We start from the raw sequence: 15,570 nt of genomic DNA, 5'->3' as shown, positions 1-15,570 counted from the left end.
AAGGTGGCGATGGGCCCCGTCCCGCGCCGCGGCCATGGCCGCAAGCGTGCGCCCATGGCGGAGATCAACGTCACGCCTCTGGTCGACGTGATGCTGGTGCTGCTGATCATCTTCATGGTGACGGCGCCGTTGATGGTGGCAGGCGTGCCGGTGAATCTGCCCGACAGCCGGGCCAAGTCGCTCGATCAGCCGCAAAAGCCGGTCCAGATCAGCCTGTCGGCTGACGGCAAGACCTATATCGACGAGGCCGAAGTCGCTGCCGCGACCTTGCCCGATCGATTGGCCGGAATCGCATCGGGCGCGGGCAAGGAGCCGCCGCAAATCTATCTGCGCGCCGATCGCGCGCTCGATTACGGCCGCGTCATGACGGTGATGGGTGAGCTCAGCCATGCCGGTCTTACCAAGGTTTCGCTGATCACCAACGGTGCCGAGGAAAAGCGGTGATGACGCGCCGCTTCCGGAGGCGCTGAGCGATGGAGCGCGCCGAACGCGCCGGGCTGGGCGTTGCCGCTGCCGGCCACCTGCTACTGCTCGGAATCCTGTCTGTCGGGATTGCGCATCGTATCATGCCGGTGAAGCCCGTGCAGGAGGTCATGGATGTCCAACTGGTCGATTCGATCGGGCTGAAATCGGCCGCGCCCACGCCGGCGACCGAGGCGCCGCGCCAGATGGAGGCGCCCGATGTCGGGCCGCCCAAGGATGCCGTGCCGCCACCGCCGGCCGCGGTGCCCGAGCCGCCCAAGCCGGTCCCGCCCAAACCAACTCCGCCTGCGCCGACGCCGCCCAAACCGGCTCCGCCCAAGCCGCCCGAGCCGATCGCCAAGACACCGGCGCCGCCGGCCAAACCCGCGCCGGCCAAGCCGCAGCCGTCGCGTCTGCTGCCCGACATTCTTAAGGATGTCCGATCGGTCGCGAAAAGCGAGAGCGCGAAGAGCGAAGCCGCTGCCAAAGCCGAGCGTGCGGCCGGCGCGAAGATCGGTCCGGATTTCCTCAAGGGCGTGCTCAATGCCTCGAAGGGCAAGGCCGATACCGCGCGCGCGAGCGTGACCGGCGCGCAGGCCAACGGCCTGGCCGCCGCGATCAAGCGGCAGGTCCAGCCCTGCTACGATCTCGGCGCGCTCGGCGGCACGCCGGCGATGCAGATCGTGACGGTGCTCCAGCTGCATTTCAACATCGATGGATCGTTGGCGGGGGCTCCGCAGTTGATCGAGCAGCAGGGCGTCAACGCTGCCAACCGATCCTACGCGCAGCAAATGGCTGAGGTCAGCCGGCGCGCTGTGCTACGCTGTTCACCGCTCAAACTGCCGGCCGAACTCTATGCCGGCGGATGGGAGAATTTCACGATGGGCTTCATTCCGGGGCAAATGCAATGATCGCGCGCCAACGGCTTTTTTCCTTCGCGGCCAGCCGGCGCGGATTGTTCGCGGCGAGCTTGCTGCTGGCGGGCGCCGCCTGCCACGCGCAGGCACCCGCTCCGGCGCCGACCGACCAGCCCGCGACGACCTCGGCCCCGCTCCGGGTCGACATCACCGGCGGCATTTCGCAGCCGATGCCGATCGCGGTTCCCGTGATGCCAACTCCCGCCGCGATCGACACGCCTGCCGGCGGCACTGCCGCGCTCGGCAAGCAGGTGTCCGATGTCATCACCAACGATCTGCGCAACAGCGGGCTGTTCACCCCGCTTGCGGCGGGCCAACTCCGCCCGGTCGCCTTCCCGCAGGTCCAGGCGCCCGATTATCCGACCTGGCTCGGCACCGGCGCGCAGGCTCTGGTGCAAGGCTACGTCCAGGCCAACAGTGACGGCACGCTGACGGTCGGCTGCTATCTCTACGACGTCTTCGCCAAGAGCGAGCTCACGCGCGAGGGCTATATCGTCAAGCCGGGCGAATGGCGCCAGGCCGCGCACAAATGCGCCGACACGGTCTATCACCGGCTCACCGGCGAGGGCCCTTATTTCAACAGCCAGGTGATCTACGTCTCGGAGACGGGCCCGAAGAAGAACCGCACCAAGCGGCTGGCGATCATGGATCAGGATGGTGCCAACCACCGGTTCATCACCAACGGCCAGAGCCTCGTCCTCACCCCGCGTTTCGCGCCCGGGCGCCAGACGATCGTGTTCATGTCGTTCGAGAACGATCAGCCACGCGTCTACGTCTATGACGTTGGATCGGGGCGCAAGCGGCTGGTGGTGAACCAGCCCTACACGACATTCGCACCGCGTTTCTCGCCCGATGGGCGCTACATTCTGTTCTCGATGATCGTCGCCGGCAATTGCAACATCTATCGCGTGTCCGCGAGCGGCGGGCAGGCGACCCGGCTGACCACTTCGCCCGGAATTGATGTCGGCGGATCGTATTCGCCCGACGGATCGAAGATCGTGTTCGAAAGCGACCGATCGGGAACTCAACAGGTCTACGTCATGAACGCTGATGGATCGAATCAGCGGCGCATCAGCTATGGCGGCGGCCGCTACGCGACCCCGGTGTGGAGCCCGCGCGGCGATCTGATCGCTTACACCCATATGGGCGGCAAGTTCGCGGTCGGGGTGATGGGCGCGGATGGTTCCAACCCGCACGATCTGACCAACGGCTGGCAGGATGAGGGCCCGACCTGGGCGCCCAACGGCCGCGTCCTGATGTTCTTCCGCACCGCGCAAGGATCGGGTCGCGCCGATCTGTGGTCGGTCGATCTCACCGGTGTGAACGAACGACGCATCCCCACGCCGCTCGATGGGTCGGACCCCGCCTGGGGCCCATTGCTTCCGTGAAACCTGCAGCAAGGAGTAGAACGATGAGAAAGACGAGCATGACGTTGCTCATGACGGCGGGACTGATCGCCGTTGCGGGCTGCTCCAAGAAACCGCCGGCGACGCTACCGCCCCCGCCGCCGACCACCACAACCGCGCCGACCCCGCCGCCGCCCCCGACATCCGATACGGGCAACGGCGTCGTGCCCGGCTCGCGCGCCGATTTCGTCGCGCAGGCAGGCAGCGATACGGTTCACTTCGCCACCGACAGCTCCGATGTCGATGCCGAGGCGCAGGGCATCCTGACGAGGCAGGCGGCGTGGTTGCAGAAGTTTCCGCGCGTCAACGTGACGGTCGAGGGCCATTGCGACGAACGCGGCACGCGCGAATATAACCTCGCGCTCGGCGATCGCCGTGCCAATGCCGCCAAGGCGTTCCTGGTCAACGCGGGCATTTCCGCGTCGCGGATCACTACGATCAGCTACGGCAAGGAACGCCCGGTCGCGGCGGGATCGGACGAAAGCGCCTGGGCCCAGAACCGCCGCGCCGTCAGCGTCGTGCCGCAGTAAGATCTGGACCCTCCCCGAGAAGCCTCGGGAGGGTCTTTACTGCTCGATTTCGATGATATGATCCCGCAGCGACCGCGCGTCGTGCAGCGCATTATGCGGTACCGCGCTGTTGCGCGCGGTCGAAAAGCCCGGCGTGCGCAGGAAGTGGAAGCGCAGCGAGGATATGTCCACGATCTCGGTCTCGGCGGTCAGCAGCAGCCGGCAGAATAAAGCGATATCCTCGGGCCAGTCGGCGACGATCTCGGGATCCGGATCGGTCGAGAGATAGCGCGCGATGTCGTGCGCGGCTGCGACCCGATCGAGCTGGTTGAACAGCATGTCCGGCACGCTGCGCAAATAAGGCACGACGTGGCGTTCGACCCAGGGCTCGGGCGCCTCCTCGAGCGGGATGACGACGTAATAATCCTCGCTCCCATCCTCTGGCGCGAGTGCGAGGCTCATCAGCGCACCGCCGAAGCCGTTGAATTCGCAGTCGAGAAAATAGCGCATTGGTTCGGAGCCCGGAGGACGTGGTTATATCATTGCCGTCATTCCCGCGAAGGCGGGAATCCATATACTCTGAAGCTCGCGCACGGTTCGAAACGCTAGAGAATATGGATTCCCGCCTTCGCGGTAATGACGATTAAGTCGAAATCATTTCGCTCTAACCCGCGGAAGCAGGTGCCGGAGCCGGCACACGCTTCGGCCGCGGCGGGTGTGCCACCTCGGGATGATCGCCGTCGAGCGCCTCGTCCAGCAACCGCGCAAGGCGCAGGCCGCCTTTCGCCACCTGCAGCCGCACGACCGGTATCAGTTTCTCGATCGTCGCCTCGTCCATCGCGACGGTGCCCGGCTTGGCCGTGCATATGTTCGGGATCACGCTGCCATAAACCTGGCTCTTCGCCATTTCCCAGCTATCGCGGCTCCAATCCTCGATCGTGCCGCTCGCCAGCCGCGCCCGCTCTGCGGGCGGGACCTCGGCCAAAATGCCGGCCGAGCCGCTCAGCGGCGTAGAAATCGATCGCTCGGCGAGCAGGCCGTCCCAGACAGAATGGAGATTGGTGCGGGGCAATGCGCCATAGCTCATCTTGACCTTGTTGCCGCCCTGATCGCCGTCATGCTCGGCGGCGTGGAGCGGCTGGTGCAGATCGCCTACGAAGTGGACGAGGAAGGCAAGCGCCATCAGCCGGTCGCGCGGCGGCAGCTTGCGATCCGCCACCATCCGCTGCGCGCGCGCGATCTGTGACGAGACGCAATTGCCGTCCTTGCACCAGGGCTTGAGATCGAACGGCTGGCAGATGTCGGTATCCTGGAAGTGCCAGCTATAGGCATAGCTGAAGCGGTCGCCGAGGGTCTTGATGCAATCGGGCCAGACCGATGCTTCCTCGATCGTGCGGGCGGGGCAGGTGGGGGTTTCGAGGACCTTCTGGCGCCCGAGCAGCCACAGGATCGAGGCGCGTGTCGTCGGCTTGACCGTCTTCATCGCGATCTCGGCGACGGTCTCATGCCCATATTCCCACCAGGCGAAAGCGGGTGAAGGCAGAGCGAGCAACGCCAACAGCGACAACAGAACACGAACCGGACGGATCATCTGCACTCCCTTAAAACCCGTTCGTTCCGTGCGAAGTCGACGGGCCTCGCGGCGTCGAGCGCCGTCGAGGCGCATCTTGTTCGGACTTTGCCGTCAAACAAGCGCATCTCGACTTCGCCCGATATTCGCGGTTCCTCGACGTCGCTCGGGGCGAACGGATTATCTGTATGCTCAGCCGCGACCGAACAGGCGCGCGAAGAAACCGGGGCGGCGGGCCAGTTCGGCGTGCATTATCTCGGCCTCGGTGGGTTCGGGATCGGGCACGGGCTCATGGGCCACGGCCGGGCCCACATTGATCATCCCGGCGGCGATGGCGAGGCTCAAATCGTCGAGCGACAATTCGTCGAGTTCGCTCAGCGACGGCATGCCGTTGCGTGCCGCCAGCCGATCCGGGAACGGCGTGACGTTCGACAGCGCAGGCGCTGCGTCGGCAACGACGGGCTTGCGCGTAAACGGGCTCATCACGACCTCGATGGTCTGTGCGGGAGTCGGTTTGGAAGCGGCCGGGGCCGGGGCCGGGACCGGCTGAGGCGCAGCCGCGACAGGATCGGGCGCAGGCGCCGGCGGTCGCGTGGGTTTGACGAAGCCCGGCGGATTTTCGCCATTCTGCCGCTCGATCGGGCTGCCCGGGAGATGCTTGCCGTCCGGATAGCGGACACTGATCAGGTTGAAGCCCTGCACCAGCAGCGGCCCGACATCGAAGCTCCAGCCGCCACCCGATCGGATCAACTGCTGCTGGATCAAATCGGGCCGATCGTTGGTCGCCTCGATCGTCACCGGTTCGCGGTCATTGACCTGGATGACGACCGATGCGGCGCGGAAATCGGACGAGATCGACCAGCCGGCGATGACATTGGCCTGCGGGGTATCGATCGCGCCATGATAGGTTATCGGGCCGCTCGGCGGGGCGGGCGCGAAATCCTCCTTGGCAGCCTCGGGGTCATATTCGAACGGGCTGTGCGCCAGTGCGGCGCCATCGGCAAACCGTGCTTCGATGATATTCTTGCCGCGCACGAGCAGCGGGCCGACGTCGACATACCATCCGCCCAGACCGCGCGAATATCTCTTCGCGGCAAGGTCGCCGCGCTCCTGATCGCTCAGGACGGTCGCGACATCTTTCCCGTTCAGCCGGATCGTGACCTCGCAGGGCTCGCCCTGCATATTGACGCCCCAGCCGCTCAGCCGGCCATAAGCGAGCTTGTCGATCGTCCCGACGAAATTGGGCTTGGCCGGAGCCTCGGCTTCGGCGCCTGATGCAGCTCCGCTCGGCGCGAGCGGCGCATCGCTGAGATTGTCCGCCATTCTGTCTCCACGCATACAGAAAGACCGCCTCTTACGCCTCGGCGGCGACGGAGAGAAGAGGGGCCCGTCCTGGCTGGGGGCGGCCTGCGGTGAGTCGATGCGACGCTTGAAGCGTCAACCCACTGTCTTGTCGACGAATTCCTTCAAAATCGGCCCAACTTCGTCTGCCGAACCACCCAACATATGGACCGGAGTGATGTGGTTATGTGCCTTCAGGATCACGAAATCGGGCCATTTCCCCTTCGCCGCGACCCAGGGGCCGATCATCAGGGCCGCCTGACGCTGGAAATTCTCCGGGTCATTCTCCGCCAGCGTGAAGAGGCAGGGCAGGGGAGTGCGGGCAAGCCCGGCGACACTCGATTGTTCGGGGAAGCGGCTCGCGTCGGTGCCGTAATAGGCCGCCTCGAACGGGCTGTGGTCCGAATTGGCGAGATCGTAGACGCCCGACATCATGATCGCGCCGGCGATCATCGGCGCTTCGGCATCCGAGAAGCCGCCGCAGCCGGCGACGTAGGAGGCGACATGCGCTGCGCCCGCCGACTGGCCGACGAGGATGATCTTCTCCGGATCGCCTCCATGCTCCGCCGCATTCTCGCGCAGCCACTTCACGACCGCAGCGAGATCTTCGCTTCCGGCCGGCCACGGATTGGCAGGCGCAAGGCGATAGGTGGCTGTGCAGCCGAGCCAACCCTGCCGTGCGGCCCAATCGCCGAAATTGTTGTAGAAAGGCTGCCCGGCATTGCCCTTGTCGCCCATGATGAAGCCGCCGCCATGGATGAACACGACGATCGGACGCCCGCTGCCGGTGCCCGACCCGAACAGATCGAGCCGGTGGCGCGCATCGGGGCCATATTGGATGTCGCGCGTGACGCTCGTCTCGTCGATCTGAGGCAGCAAAGGTGCGAACAGGCCGATCGAGCCCTGGATCTGCTCGGGCGTGAAGGCGAGGCCGAGTGCCCGGATCTTGTCGTAAATGGTCATGCCGGCTCCATCATCAATACGGGTTTGATCGCGTGGCCGGCATGGCATTCCGCCCACGCCGTGCCGATCTCGTCGAACGGGAAGGTCTGGACGAGCCGATCGAACGGAAAGCGGCCCTGCCGCCAATAATCGATCATCAGCGGGATGAAGAGCTGCGGGGCAGCCGATCCGCCGAGGATACCCTGCATCTTTCGGCCGCCGGCGAGCAAACGGGCGACATTGGGCACCCATTCGCCCGCGGGCCTCGTAACGTAGCCGGCCGTCCCTTCCATGCCGAGGCAGTTGTTGGCCGCCTCGAACATCGCCGGCGCCATCGTCGTGTTGAAGCTGAAGTCGTAGCCATCGGGCTGGATCTCGCGCAGCGCGCCGTCGATACCCTCGCTCGACACGACCACGTCGGTCGCGCCCATCTCCTTCGCCAGATCGAGCCGGCGCTGGTCGAGATCGACTGCGACGATGCGCTTCGCACCCGCCAGCCGCGCCGCCATCACGGCGGCCAGCCCGACGCTGCCGACGCCGAAGATCGTGATCGACTGGCCCGGATGGAGCTTGAACGCCTCGATCACCGACCCTGCGCCGGTGATGATCCCGCAGCCCAGCGGGCCGAGCAGATGAAGCGGCACATCCTTGTCGACCTTCACCGCACTGCGCCCGGGCACCACCGCATGGGTGGCGAAACTGCTCTGCGCAAAGAAGGATCCGGCGAGGCGCTGGCCGTTCTGGCTGAGCGGCGAACTGCCGTCGACCCGCTGGCCGCCGAACGCGAGGCGCATCGCATCGCGGCAATAGGTGGGCCGCGCCGAACGGCAGCTCGGGCAGATGCCGCACGATCCGCCCGACAGCACGACATGATCGCCCACCGCGAGACCGGCGACCCCGGCGCCCACCTCCTCGACGATGCCGGCACCTTCATGCCCCAGCACGATCGGCTTGGGCACGGGCATGCCGCGCCCCGAATGGCAGTTGAGATCGGTGTGGCAGATGCCCGTCGCGACGATACGCACGCGCACCTCGTCGGCGCGCGGCGCTTCCAGATCGACATCCTCGATAACGGGCGCGGGCGCGCCCTCGCGCGAGACGGCAGCGGCGATTTTCACCAGGGATCCTTTGCGGAGACGGAGAAGGGGCGGGTGTCGGCAGGCTCGGCCTGATGGCGCGGGCGCGGTACCATCGAACGATCGGTCTTCCAGGGGATCTGATCGGCCGCCGTCCACGCGTTGACGAACAATCTGAAGAATTTCCAATCGCCGTCGCGCTTCACCAGCCGGTCGTCGCGCGTGCCGATCCCGAAGACGAAATTGGTGCCGTAATCGACATTGAACTGGATGATCTGGAAGAAACAGCGCACCCGCGCGCCCTCGGGCCGGGGCTCCATGATGAAGTGGCTGAACAGGTGCTGGCGGCCATACCACCAATGCTGGCGATCGTGCCAAAGGCCCCGCAGGTGCGCACGGATCGCATCATGCCCTTGTGCCTTGCCCTGCCAAAGGTGATCGAACTCGCCATCCTCGGCGAAGGCGGAGAGCGCCTGCTCCTCGTCGCCCAGATCGATGCCCCAGGCATAGCGGGCGTAAAGCTCCTCGATATCGCCGCGATCCTGCGCGGGCATCGTCCTGGGTACCCCGTCCGGCCAGCAGATTTCGGCCATTGCCATCCCCTCCTTCATCGGCAATTATGATTCGTCCGATGTCGTTGTTGATTCTTCAACGAGGTCCGCGCCGTGTCAACCACCGCCGTCATTCTGGAGCGCCTTGACCAGCCGTTGGGCGATCTTCGCCAGCAGCCGATCGAGTTCTTCGCGCTCGTCGGGCGAGAGGTCGGCGACCAGGCCTGCATGGAAGGCGCTACGGTCGGCTGCCATCGGGCGATGCTGTTTGCGACCCTTCTCGGTCAGGTACAGGATCGGCTTGCGGCGATCCTCCGCATTTTCGCGCCGCGCGGTCAGGCCCTTTTCCTCGAGCGACGCGGCGGCTCGGCTGACCTCGGCGCGATCGACCCAGGCGAGATCGGCGATCTGGCCGACCGTGCCACCATCAGGGAGGGTCGCGAGCCGGCTCAACACGCGCCATTCGGCGAAAGTGTAGGTGCCCGTCTCGGCCAGATGGCGCAGCGTCAGCCGGTCCATCACCTTGGCCACCAGCGAAAGCCGGAAGGTGGGGTAATCCAGATCCTCCAGCCGCCAGCCGTTCAGGAATACGTCGTTCGCGCGTGCAGCCTGCTCGGTCCTGCTGGAACGCATGATCTTCGGTCGAGCCGCCACGTCACCCCCTGCCAGTCTGCCCCCATCTTAGGGGTGCTTTGGGCGATTGTCGCCCTCCTGCCACAAACGTTTCAAATCGTGTCTGGGGGAGAAGCCAACTTGTCTCGCCGATTTCATTGAACTATCAACACAGCATTGAGTGATCAACGATCGATCGCTGCCCGCAAGAGGCGGTATCACAGGGAAGAGGAAGCACCCATCATGGTATTTTCACGGTTCATCAATCGCTTGTCGGGCGCGAGCCTGGTTGTTCTGGCCGCTGCGACAACAACGCCCGTTTTGGCGCAATCTACCGAATCGTCGCCGGCCGCCGCAAGCGGCGTGGCGAAGACGGCGCCCGAGGCCGAGATCGTCGTCACCGGATCGCGTCTCGCCAATAGCGGGTTCAACGCGCCGACCCCGGTCACGGTGATCGGCGCGCAGGACATCGCCCGCCAGGCCGCACCGAACATTTCCGAGGTGCTGAACCAGGTCCCGGCCTTCCGCCCGCAGAACACGCCCGCCACGACCGCGATCTTCATCAGCAATATCGGCGCTTCGACTGCCGACCTCTACGGCCTCGGCGCCAACCGCACGCTCGTGCTGATCGACGGTCGCCGTGTCGTCGCATCGACCACCGGCGGAGGGTCGCTGACGCCCGCCAACGCGGTCGATCTCAATCTCATCCCGACCTCGTTGATCGAGCGATCCGAGGTCGTGACCGGCGGCGCGTCGGCGGCTTACGGTTCGGATGCCGTCGCGGGCGTCGTCAACCTCGTCCTCAAGACGAAGCTCGAAGGGCTTCAGGGCAGCGTCCAGTACGGGCAGGCCGATGCCGGCGACAATAAGGACTATCTCGGGACGCTCGCGTTCGGGACGCGGCTCGGAGACCGCGGCCACTTCATCGTCGGCGGCGAGTGGGAGAAGAACAGGGGTACGGGCGACTGCTATTCGCGCGATTGGTGCGCGCAGGCGTACAACACCGTGTCAAACCCCAATCGGACGAATGGTCTGCCTTCGCAGCTCGTCTTGCCCAATACGACGACCTCGACCGCAACCCGCAACGGCATCATTACCGGTACTCCCGCGGGCTTTGCCGCGGCCAACCCGGCGCTGTTCGCCTCGACCCTGACCGGGCTCGAGTTCGCGTCGAACGGAAGCACCTTCAAGCACGATTACGGCACCTATTACGGCGCTCCGCTCTTCCAGTCGGGCGGTGGCGACGGCGTCCAGCCTTTCTATGAGAATTTCCCGATTTCGTCGCCGATGACGCGTATCTCGACCTTCGCGCATGCCAATTACGATCTGACCAATTCGATCACGGCGACGCTGGAGGGCAGCTACGCGCGCGTCCATGCGCGCACGCTCGGGGCGCAGATCCGCGATCTCGGCAGCATCAGCATTCAGCGTGACAATGCCTTCCTCCCGGCCTCGGTCGGCGCGTTGATGGACGCTGCCGGCGCAAGCCGTATCTCGGTCGGCCGTATCGGCGACGATCTCGGGCCGGGCGTCGGCGAGGTGCATCGTGAGACGTGGCGCGTGGTCGCCGGCCTCAAGGGCGATCTCGGCGGCAGCTGGAAATGGAACGCTTATTACCAGCATGGCCGCACCAATTACGATCAGACCCAAACCAACGATCGTATCGGTTCGCGCTTCACCAAGGCGGTCGATGCAGTCAAAGTGGGCAACCAGATCGTGTGCCGCGTGAATGCGGACGTCAGCACCACCAACGACGATCCGGCCTGTCAGCCGCTCAACATCTTCGGCCAGAACAACTTCTCGGCGGCGGGCAAGGCCTATGCTTATGGCACCGCCACGCAGGAAACCCATCTGACCCAGGATGTGTTTTCGGCCCAGCTCAACGGCAATGTCTTCAACACCTGGGCGGGGCCGGTTTCGGTCGCGTTCGGTGGCGAATATCGCCGGGATTCGGCGCAGGGAACCGCGGACGCCATCTCGACCGCGAACGATTTCTACACCAGCCCGGGTGCCGGGATCAGCGGCAAGATCAACGTCAAGGAAGGCTTCCTTGAAGTCGGCGTGCCGCTGGCACGCGACCTGCCCTTCGCCCAGGCGCTCGATCTCAATGGCGCGATCCGCTATACCGATTATTCGGTGAGCGGCGGGGTCACGAGCTGGAAGGTCGGGGGTACCTGGAAGCCGGTCCGCCAGGTCACCTTCCGTGTCACGCGCTCGCGCGACATCCGCGCACCCAACGTGTTCGAGCTTTATGGCCCGAACCAGAGCTCGTTCCAGCTGATCGCCGATCCCACCAAGGGCAACGTCAATTTCCTGACCCAGACGATCAACCGCGGCAGCTCGGCACTGACGCCTGAAAAGGCCGAAACGTGGGTTGCCGGCATCGTCCTCCAGCCCGATTTCTGGGGGCTCAGCCGGTTGCGCGTGTCGGTCGATTATTATGACATCAAGCTGAAGGGCGCGATCGCGGCGCTGACCGCGCCGGTGATCGTCTCGCAGTGCGCGGCCAATCCCCAATCGTCGGTGTGCAGCCTCATCACGCGCGACGCCACGACCGGGAATCTGGTCTCGGTGCAGAACCCGCTGCTCAACCTCAACAGCCTGATCACCCAGGGCTGGAACATGGAAGCCTCCTACGTTCTGCCGCTGGCCGATGTCGTCGGTGGCTGGGATGGCAGCCTGTCGGCGCGCGTCCTGGCGACGCACATCAATAAGCTGACGACGGTGACGCCGTCGGGCGTGGCGACCAATCGTGCAGGCCAGAATGGATCGCCGGTGTCGAGCGTCTCCGGCGTGCCGAGCTGGCAGATGAGCGGCTACCTGACCTACCAAGGGAACCGGCTCGGCGCGCAATTCCAGGCGCGTTACATTTCGCCGGGAGTCCGCGACGTGACTTTGATCGGGCCCGATCAGGCCGGTTACAGCACGACGCTCGCCAACAGCACCAACAACAATCACATCAACGCCTACTGGTATTTCAACATCAATGCCCAGTATGACATCATCAAGAGCGGCAGTCGTTCGGTGCAGCTGTTCGGTGCGATCAACAATCTGTTCGACAAGGATCCGCCGGTTGCGCCGTCCAGCTTCGGCCCGACCAACAATGTGCTCTATGACGTGATCGGGCGCACCTATCGCGTCGGTGTGCGCTTCACCTATTGATGAGACCGGCGGCCATGTATCGAATATGTGGCCGCCTGCGACCGCGATGCGCCGTCATTCCCGCGAAGGCGGGAATCCGTAACCTCCGAACCTTTGAGAATATGGATTCCCTCCTTCGCGGGAATGACGGCGAAATGGCGATGGGCAATTACGTTCCCGCGCGGTTGAGCGCTTGAAAGTGCAAAGGCGGGGATGATGACGGATATGGCCAATACGGTACCCTTGAGCGCGCGCCGCTTCGGCACCGGCTATCAGGTGATGCTGCTCATCCTGATCATGCTGGTGTCGGCCTTCGCTTATGTCGACCGTACTGTCGTCCAGACGCTCGGCCAGTCGATCAAGGAGGATCTCAATCTCTCCGACGTCCAGCTAGGCCTGCTCGGCGGCCTGAGCTTCGCTGTCTTTTATTCGACGCTCGGCTTGCCGCTCGCGCGGCTGGCGGAAACGAAGAGCCGGGTGACCATCATCTCGGTCTCGGTCGCGCTCTTCTCGCTCTTTTCCGGCCTATGCGGCATCGCCACGGGTTTCGGGATGCTGTTCCTGTTTCGTGTCGGGGTGGGCATCGGCGAAGCCGGCGTGTCGGCGCCCGGCACCTCGCTGATCGGCGATCATTTCGCGCCGCATCGTCGCGGCATGGCCCTCACTTTGATGCGGTTGGGTGCGCCCGCAGGATCGGCATTCGGCACGTTCGTCGGCGCATGGATCGGCATGCATTATGGCTGGCGCGCGGCGATCGTGGCCGTGTCGGTGCCCGGACTGGTCGTCGCCTTGTTGTTCCGCCTGCTGCTGCGCGAGCCGCCGCGGGGGATGATGGACCCGATCGATCAGCGCCGCGCCGCCGCGACCCCGCCCCCGATGGCGCTCGCCTTCCGCACCTTGTTCGCCGATCGCGCCTATCGCCATCTGCTGTTCGGGCTCAGCGTCACCTCCATGGGCCTTTATTCGGCCGGCAGCTTCGCCGTGCCATTCTATATGCGTGTGCACGGTCTCTCGCTGCAGACGGCGGGCGCCTATCTCGGTTCGATCAGCACGATCTCGTCTTTGATCGGGATGAGCCTGTCGGGCTTCGGCGTCGATCTGATCGCGAAGCGCGGCATGCGCTGGTACGCGCTCGTGCCGTGCATCGGGCTGATCGTGACCACGCCGCTCTACTTCTACGCTTACGCCTCGGCCCCGCCGTTCGTGGCGATGATGTGCATGCTGGTGGGTGGCACCTTCATGTTCTTCCATGCGGTGCCGACGCTGGTGGCGATGCAGAACATGGTCGCGGTCAACATGCGCGCGACGGCTGCCTTCCTTTATTTCTTCGTGTCTACCCTTGTCGGGGTCGGCATTGGGCCAGTCATTATCGGCAAGATCAGTGATCTGTTTGCCTCGTCGGCGCTCGGCGGGGCCTTCGCTGCCCATTGTGGCAAGCCGCCATTAAGCGGCACCTGTGCGATGGCATCGGCCTATGGGCTGCGCATGGCCCTGATCACGAGCTGCCTCTTCTTTGTGTGGGGCGCGATCCATTACTGGCTCGCCGCACGTGCTATCGGAAAGGACCGGATATGAAATTCCCGAACACGCCAAGCTTCACCGGTTTCTTCGCCCCTTCGGGCGTAGAGGCCGACGTCAAGCATTTGCCCGTGGTCCAGGGCGAAGTGCCGGCCGATCTCGCCGGCTCCTTCTACCGCGTCCATCCCGATCCGCAGTTCCCGCCGCTTTACGGCGACGACATCTGGTTCAACGGCGACGGCATGGTCAGCCGCTTCAGCTTCAGGGACGGCAATGTCCGCCTCCAGCAGAAATGGGTGCGCACGCCGAAGTTCAACATGGAGCGTGCCGTCGGCCATGCCCTGTTCGGCGCCTATCGCAACCCGCTGACCGACAGCGAGGAGGTGAAGGGCGAGATCCGCGGCACCGCCAACACCAACGTGATCGCGTTCGGCGGCAAATTGCTCGCGCTCAAGGAGGATAGCCCACCGGTCCTGATGGATCCCGACACGCTGGAGACGATCGAAGCGGTCTATACCTTCAACGGCCAGCTGATCAGCGAGACCTTCACGGCCCACCCCAAGATCGATCCGAAGACCGGCAACATGCTGGCTTTCTCCTATGCCGCGAAGGGCCTGCTGACGCGCGACATGGTCTTCTACGAGATCACGCCGGAGCATGAGATCATCAAGGCGATCGAATTCCAGATCCCTTATTATTGCATGATGCACGATTGGGGCATCACCGAGGATTATGCGGTGTTCCATGTCGTGCCGAGCACATCGGACTGGGAGCGGCTGGAGAAGCGCCTGCCGCATTTCGGCTTCGACAAGCGCAAGCCGATCCATCTCGGCGTGCTGCCGCGCACCGGCAATGCGACGGCGGAGGATATCCGCTGGTTCTCGGCGCCGAACTGCTTTGCCAGCCACGTCATGAACGCGCACAATGTCGGCACGACGGTGCATTTCGATACGCCGATGGCCGAGGGGAACATGTTCCCCTTCTTCCCCGATTATGAGGGCGCGCCGTTCGAGCCGTTGAAGGCGCAGTCGCGCATCACGCGCTGGACGGTGGATATGCTCGGCAACAGCGACGAGATAAAGATGGAGCGCAAGACCGAACTGGTTGGCGAATTCCCGCGCATCGACGATCGTTTTGCCGGCTTCAAGAACCGTTATGGCTGGCTGCTGTCGCAGGATATGACGAAACCGGTCGACCTGCCCGGCGGGCGCTCGGCCGCGGGCATGATGATGAATACGATCGCGCGGATCGATCTCGAAACCGGCGAGAGCGATAGCTGGTGGGTCGGCTCGGTGTCGTCGATGCAGGAGCCCTGCTTCATCCCGCGGCCCGGTTCGACCGAAGAGGGCGACGGCTATATCGTCATGCTGGAGAACCGGCTCGCCGAAATGGGATCGCGCCTGCTCTTGTTTGCGGCAATGAACCTGGCGCAAGGCCCGATCGCGACGATCCAGCTGCCGTTCCGTATCCGCTCCGGCCTGCACGGCAACTGGACCCCCGAAACCGCACTCGCGGCCTGATGTGA

General features: G+C 64.6%; 14 protein-coding genes. 7 read left to right on the top strand and 7 right to left on the bottom strand.

Annotation, left to right across the window (positions count from 1 at the left end; translation table 11 throughout):
- Positions 1–3 precede the first annotated feature (3 nt).
- Genes tolR through pal form a run of 4 tightly spaced genes read left to right on the top strand, consistent with a single transcriptional unit; the run spans position 4 to position 3,315 of the window.
- Positions 4–444, top strand: coding sequence for a protein TolR (tolR, locus tag AB4Z44_RS07455; protein WP_404713422.1), 441 nt, complete (start codon positions 4–6; stop codon positions 442–444).
- A 29-nt stretch (positions 445–473) separates the two neighbouring features.
- Positions 474–1,373 (top strand): hypothetical protein, encoded by a 900-nt coding sequence (locus AB4Z44_RS07450; protein WP_404713421.1) that lies wholly within the window; start codon positions 474–476, stop codon positions 1,371–1,373.
- Positions 1,370–2,767, top strand: a complete 1,398-nt coding sequence (tolB, locus tag AB4Z44_RS07445; RefSeq protein WP_404713420.1) for a Tol-Pal system beta propeller repeat protein TolB — start codon at positions 1,370–1,372, stop codon at positions 2,765–2,767. The genes AB4Z44_RS07450 and tolB overlap by 4 nt, the downstream gene beginning before the upstream one ends.
- Before the next feature lie 23 nt (positions 2,768–2,790).
- On the top strand, positions 2,791–3,315 hold the full coding sequence (pal, locus tag AB4Z44_RS07440) for a peptidoglycan-associated lipoprotein Pal (RefSeq protein ID WP_404713419.1): 525 nt from the start codon (positions 2,791–2,793) through the stop codon (positions 3,313–3,315).
- A 36-nt stretch (positions 3,316–3,351) separates the two neighbouring features.
- On the opposite strand, the gene AB4Z44_RS07435 is transcribed toward pal, so the two are convergent.
- The 7 genes from AB4Z44_RS07435 to AB4Z44_RS07405 form a co-directional block, all read right to left on the bottom strand.
- Positions 3,352–3,804: a hypothetical protein gene (locus AB4Z44_RS07435; RefSeq protein ID WP_404713418.1), complete on the bottom strand. Its 453-nt coding sequence runs from the start codon at positions 3,802–3,804 to the stop codon at positions 3,352–3,354.
- Between the two features lie 154 nt (positions 3,805–3,958).
- Positions 3,959–4,885: a S1/P1 nuclease gene (locus tag AB4Z44_RS07430; protein ID WP_404713417.1), complete on the bottom strand. Its 927-nt coding sequence runs from the start codon at positions 4,883–4,885 to the stop codon at positions 3,959–3,961.
- A gap of 171 nt (positions 4,886–5,056) precedes the next feature.
- The gene (locus tag AB4Z44_RS07425) at positions 5,057–6,187 is read right to left on the bottom strand and encodes a hypothetical protein (RefSeq protein ID WP_404713416.1); all 1,131 of its coding nucleotides are present in this window, start codon (positions 6,185–6,187) and stop codon (positions 5,057–5,059) included.
- Positions 6,188–6,301: 114 nt separating this feature from the next.
- Positions 6,302–7,168, bottom strand: a complete 867-nt coding sequence (locus AB4Z44_RS07420; RefSeq protein WP_404713415.1) for an alpha/beta hydrolase — start codon at positions 7,166–7,168, stop codon at positions 6,302–6,304.
- Positions 7,165–8,265: an NAD(P)-dependent alcohol dehydrogenase gene (locus tag AB4Z44_RS07415; protein WP_404713414.1), complete on the bottom strand. Its 1,101-nt coding sequence runs from the start codon at positions 8,263–8,265 to the stop codon at positions 7,165–7,167. The genes AB4Z44_RS07420 and AB4Z44_RS07415 overlap by 4 nt, the downstream gene beginning before the upstream one ends.
- The gene (locus AB4Z44_RS07410; protein WP_404713413.1) at positions 8,262–8,816 is read right to left on the bottom strand and encodes a nuclear transport factor 2 family protein; all 555 of its coding nucleotides are present in this window, start codon (positions 8,814–8,816) and stop codon (positions 8,262–8,264) included. The genes AB4Z44_RS07415 and AB4Z44_RS07410 overlap by 4 nt, the downstream gene beginning before the upstream one ends.
- 75 nt (positions 8,817–8,891) lie before the next feature.
- Positions 8,892–9,407: a MarR family winged helix-turn-helix transcriptional regulator gene (locus tag AB4Z44_RS07405; RefSeq protein ID WP_404713412.1), complete on the bottom strand. Its 516-nt coding sequence runs from the start codon at positions 9,405–9,407 to the stop codon at positions 8,892–8,894.
- A 222-nt stretch (positions 9,408–9,629) separates the two neighbouring features.
- Here AB4Z44_RS07405 and AB4Z44_RS07400 point away from each other — a divergent pair, with 222 nt between their 5' ends.
- The 3 genes from AB4Z44_RS07400 to AB4Z44_RS07390 all read left to right on the top strand — a co-directional run bounded on the left by AB4Z44_RS07400 (position 9,630) and on the right by AB4Z44_RS07390 (position 15,565).
- Positions 9,630–12,548 carry a TonB-dependent receptor plug domain-containing protein gene (locus AB4Z44_RS07400; RefSeq protein ID WP_404713411.1) on the top strand — a complete coding sequence of 973 codons (2,919 nt, stop codon included), beginning with the start codon at positions 9,630–9,632 and terminating at the stop codon, positions 12,546–12,548.
- Positions 12,549–12,752: 204 nt separating this feature from the next.
- On the top strand, positions 12,753–14,102 hold the full coding sequence (locus tag AB4Z44_RS07395) for a spinster family MFS transporter (RefSeq protein ID WP_404713410.1): 1,350 nt from the start codon (positions 12,753–12,755) through the stop codon (positions 14,100–14,102).
- Positions 14,099–15,565: a carotenoid oxygenase family protein gene (locus tag AB4Z44_RS07390; protein ID WP_404713409.1), complete on the top strand. Its 1,467-nt coding sequence runs from the start codon at positions 14,099–14,101 to the stop codon at positions 15,563–15,565. Before AB4Z44_RS07395 ends, AB4Z44_RS07390 begins: the two co-directional genes overlap by 4 nt.
- The last annotated feature ends 5 nt before the right edge of the window (positions 15,566–15,570 follow it).

It is taken from the genome of Sphingomonas sp. MMS24-J13 (genome assembly GCF_044905095.1).
Taxonomy (GTDB): Bacteria; Pseudomonadota; Alphaproteobacteria; order Sphingomonadales; family Sphingomonadaceae; genus Sphingomonas_I.
The sequence above is the reverse complement of the archived record's forward strand: the minus strand, read 5'-3'. Positions and strand labels throughout refer to the sequence as shown.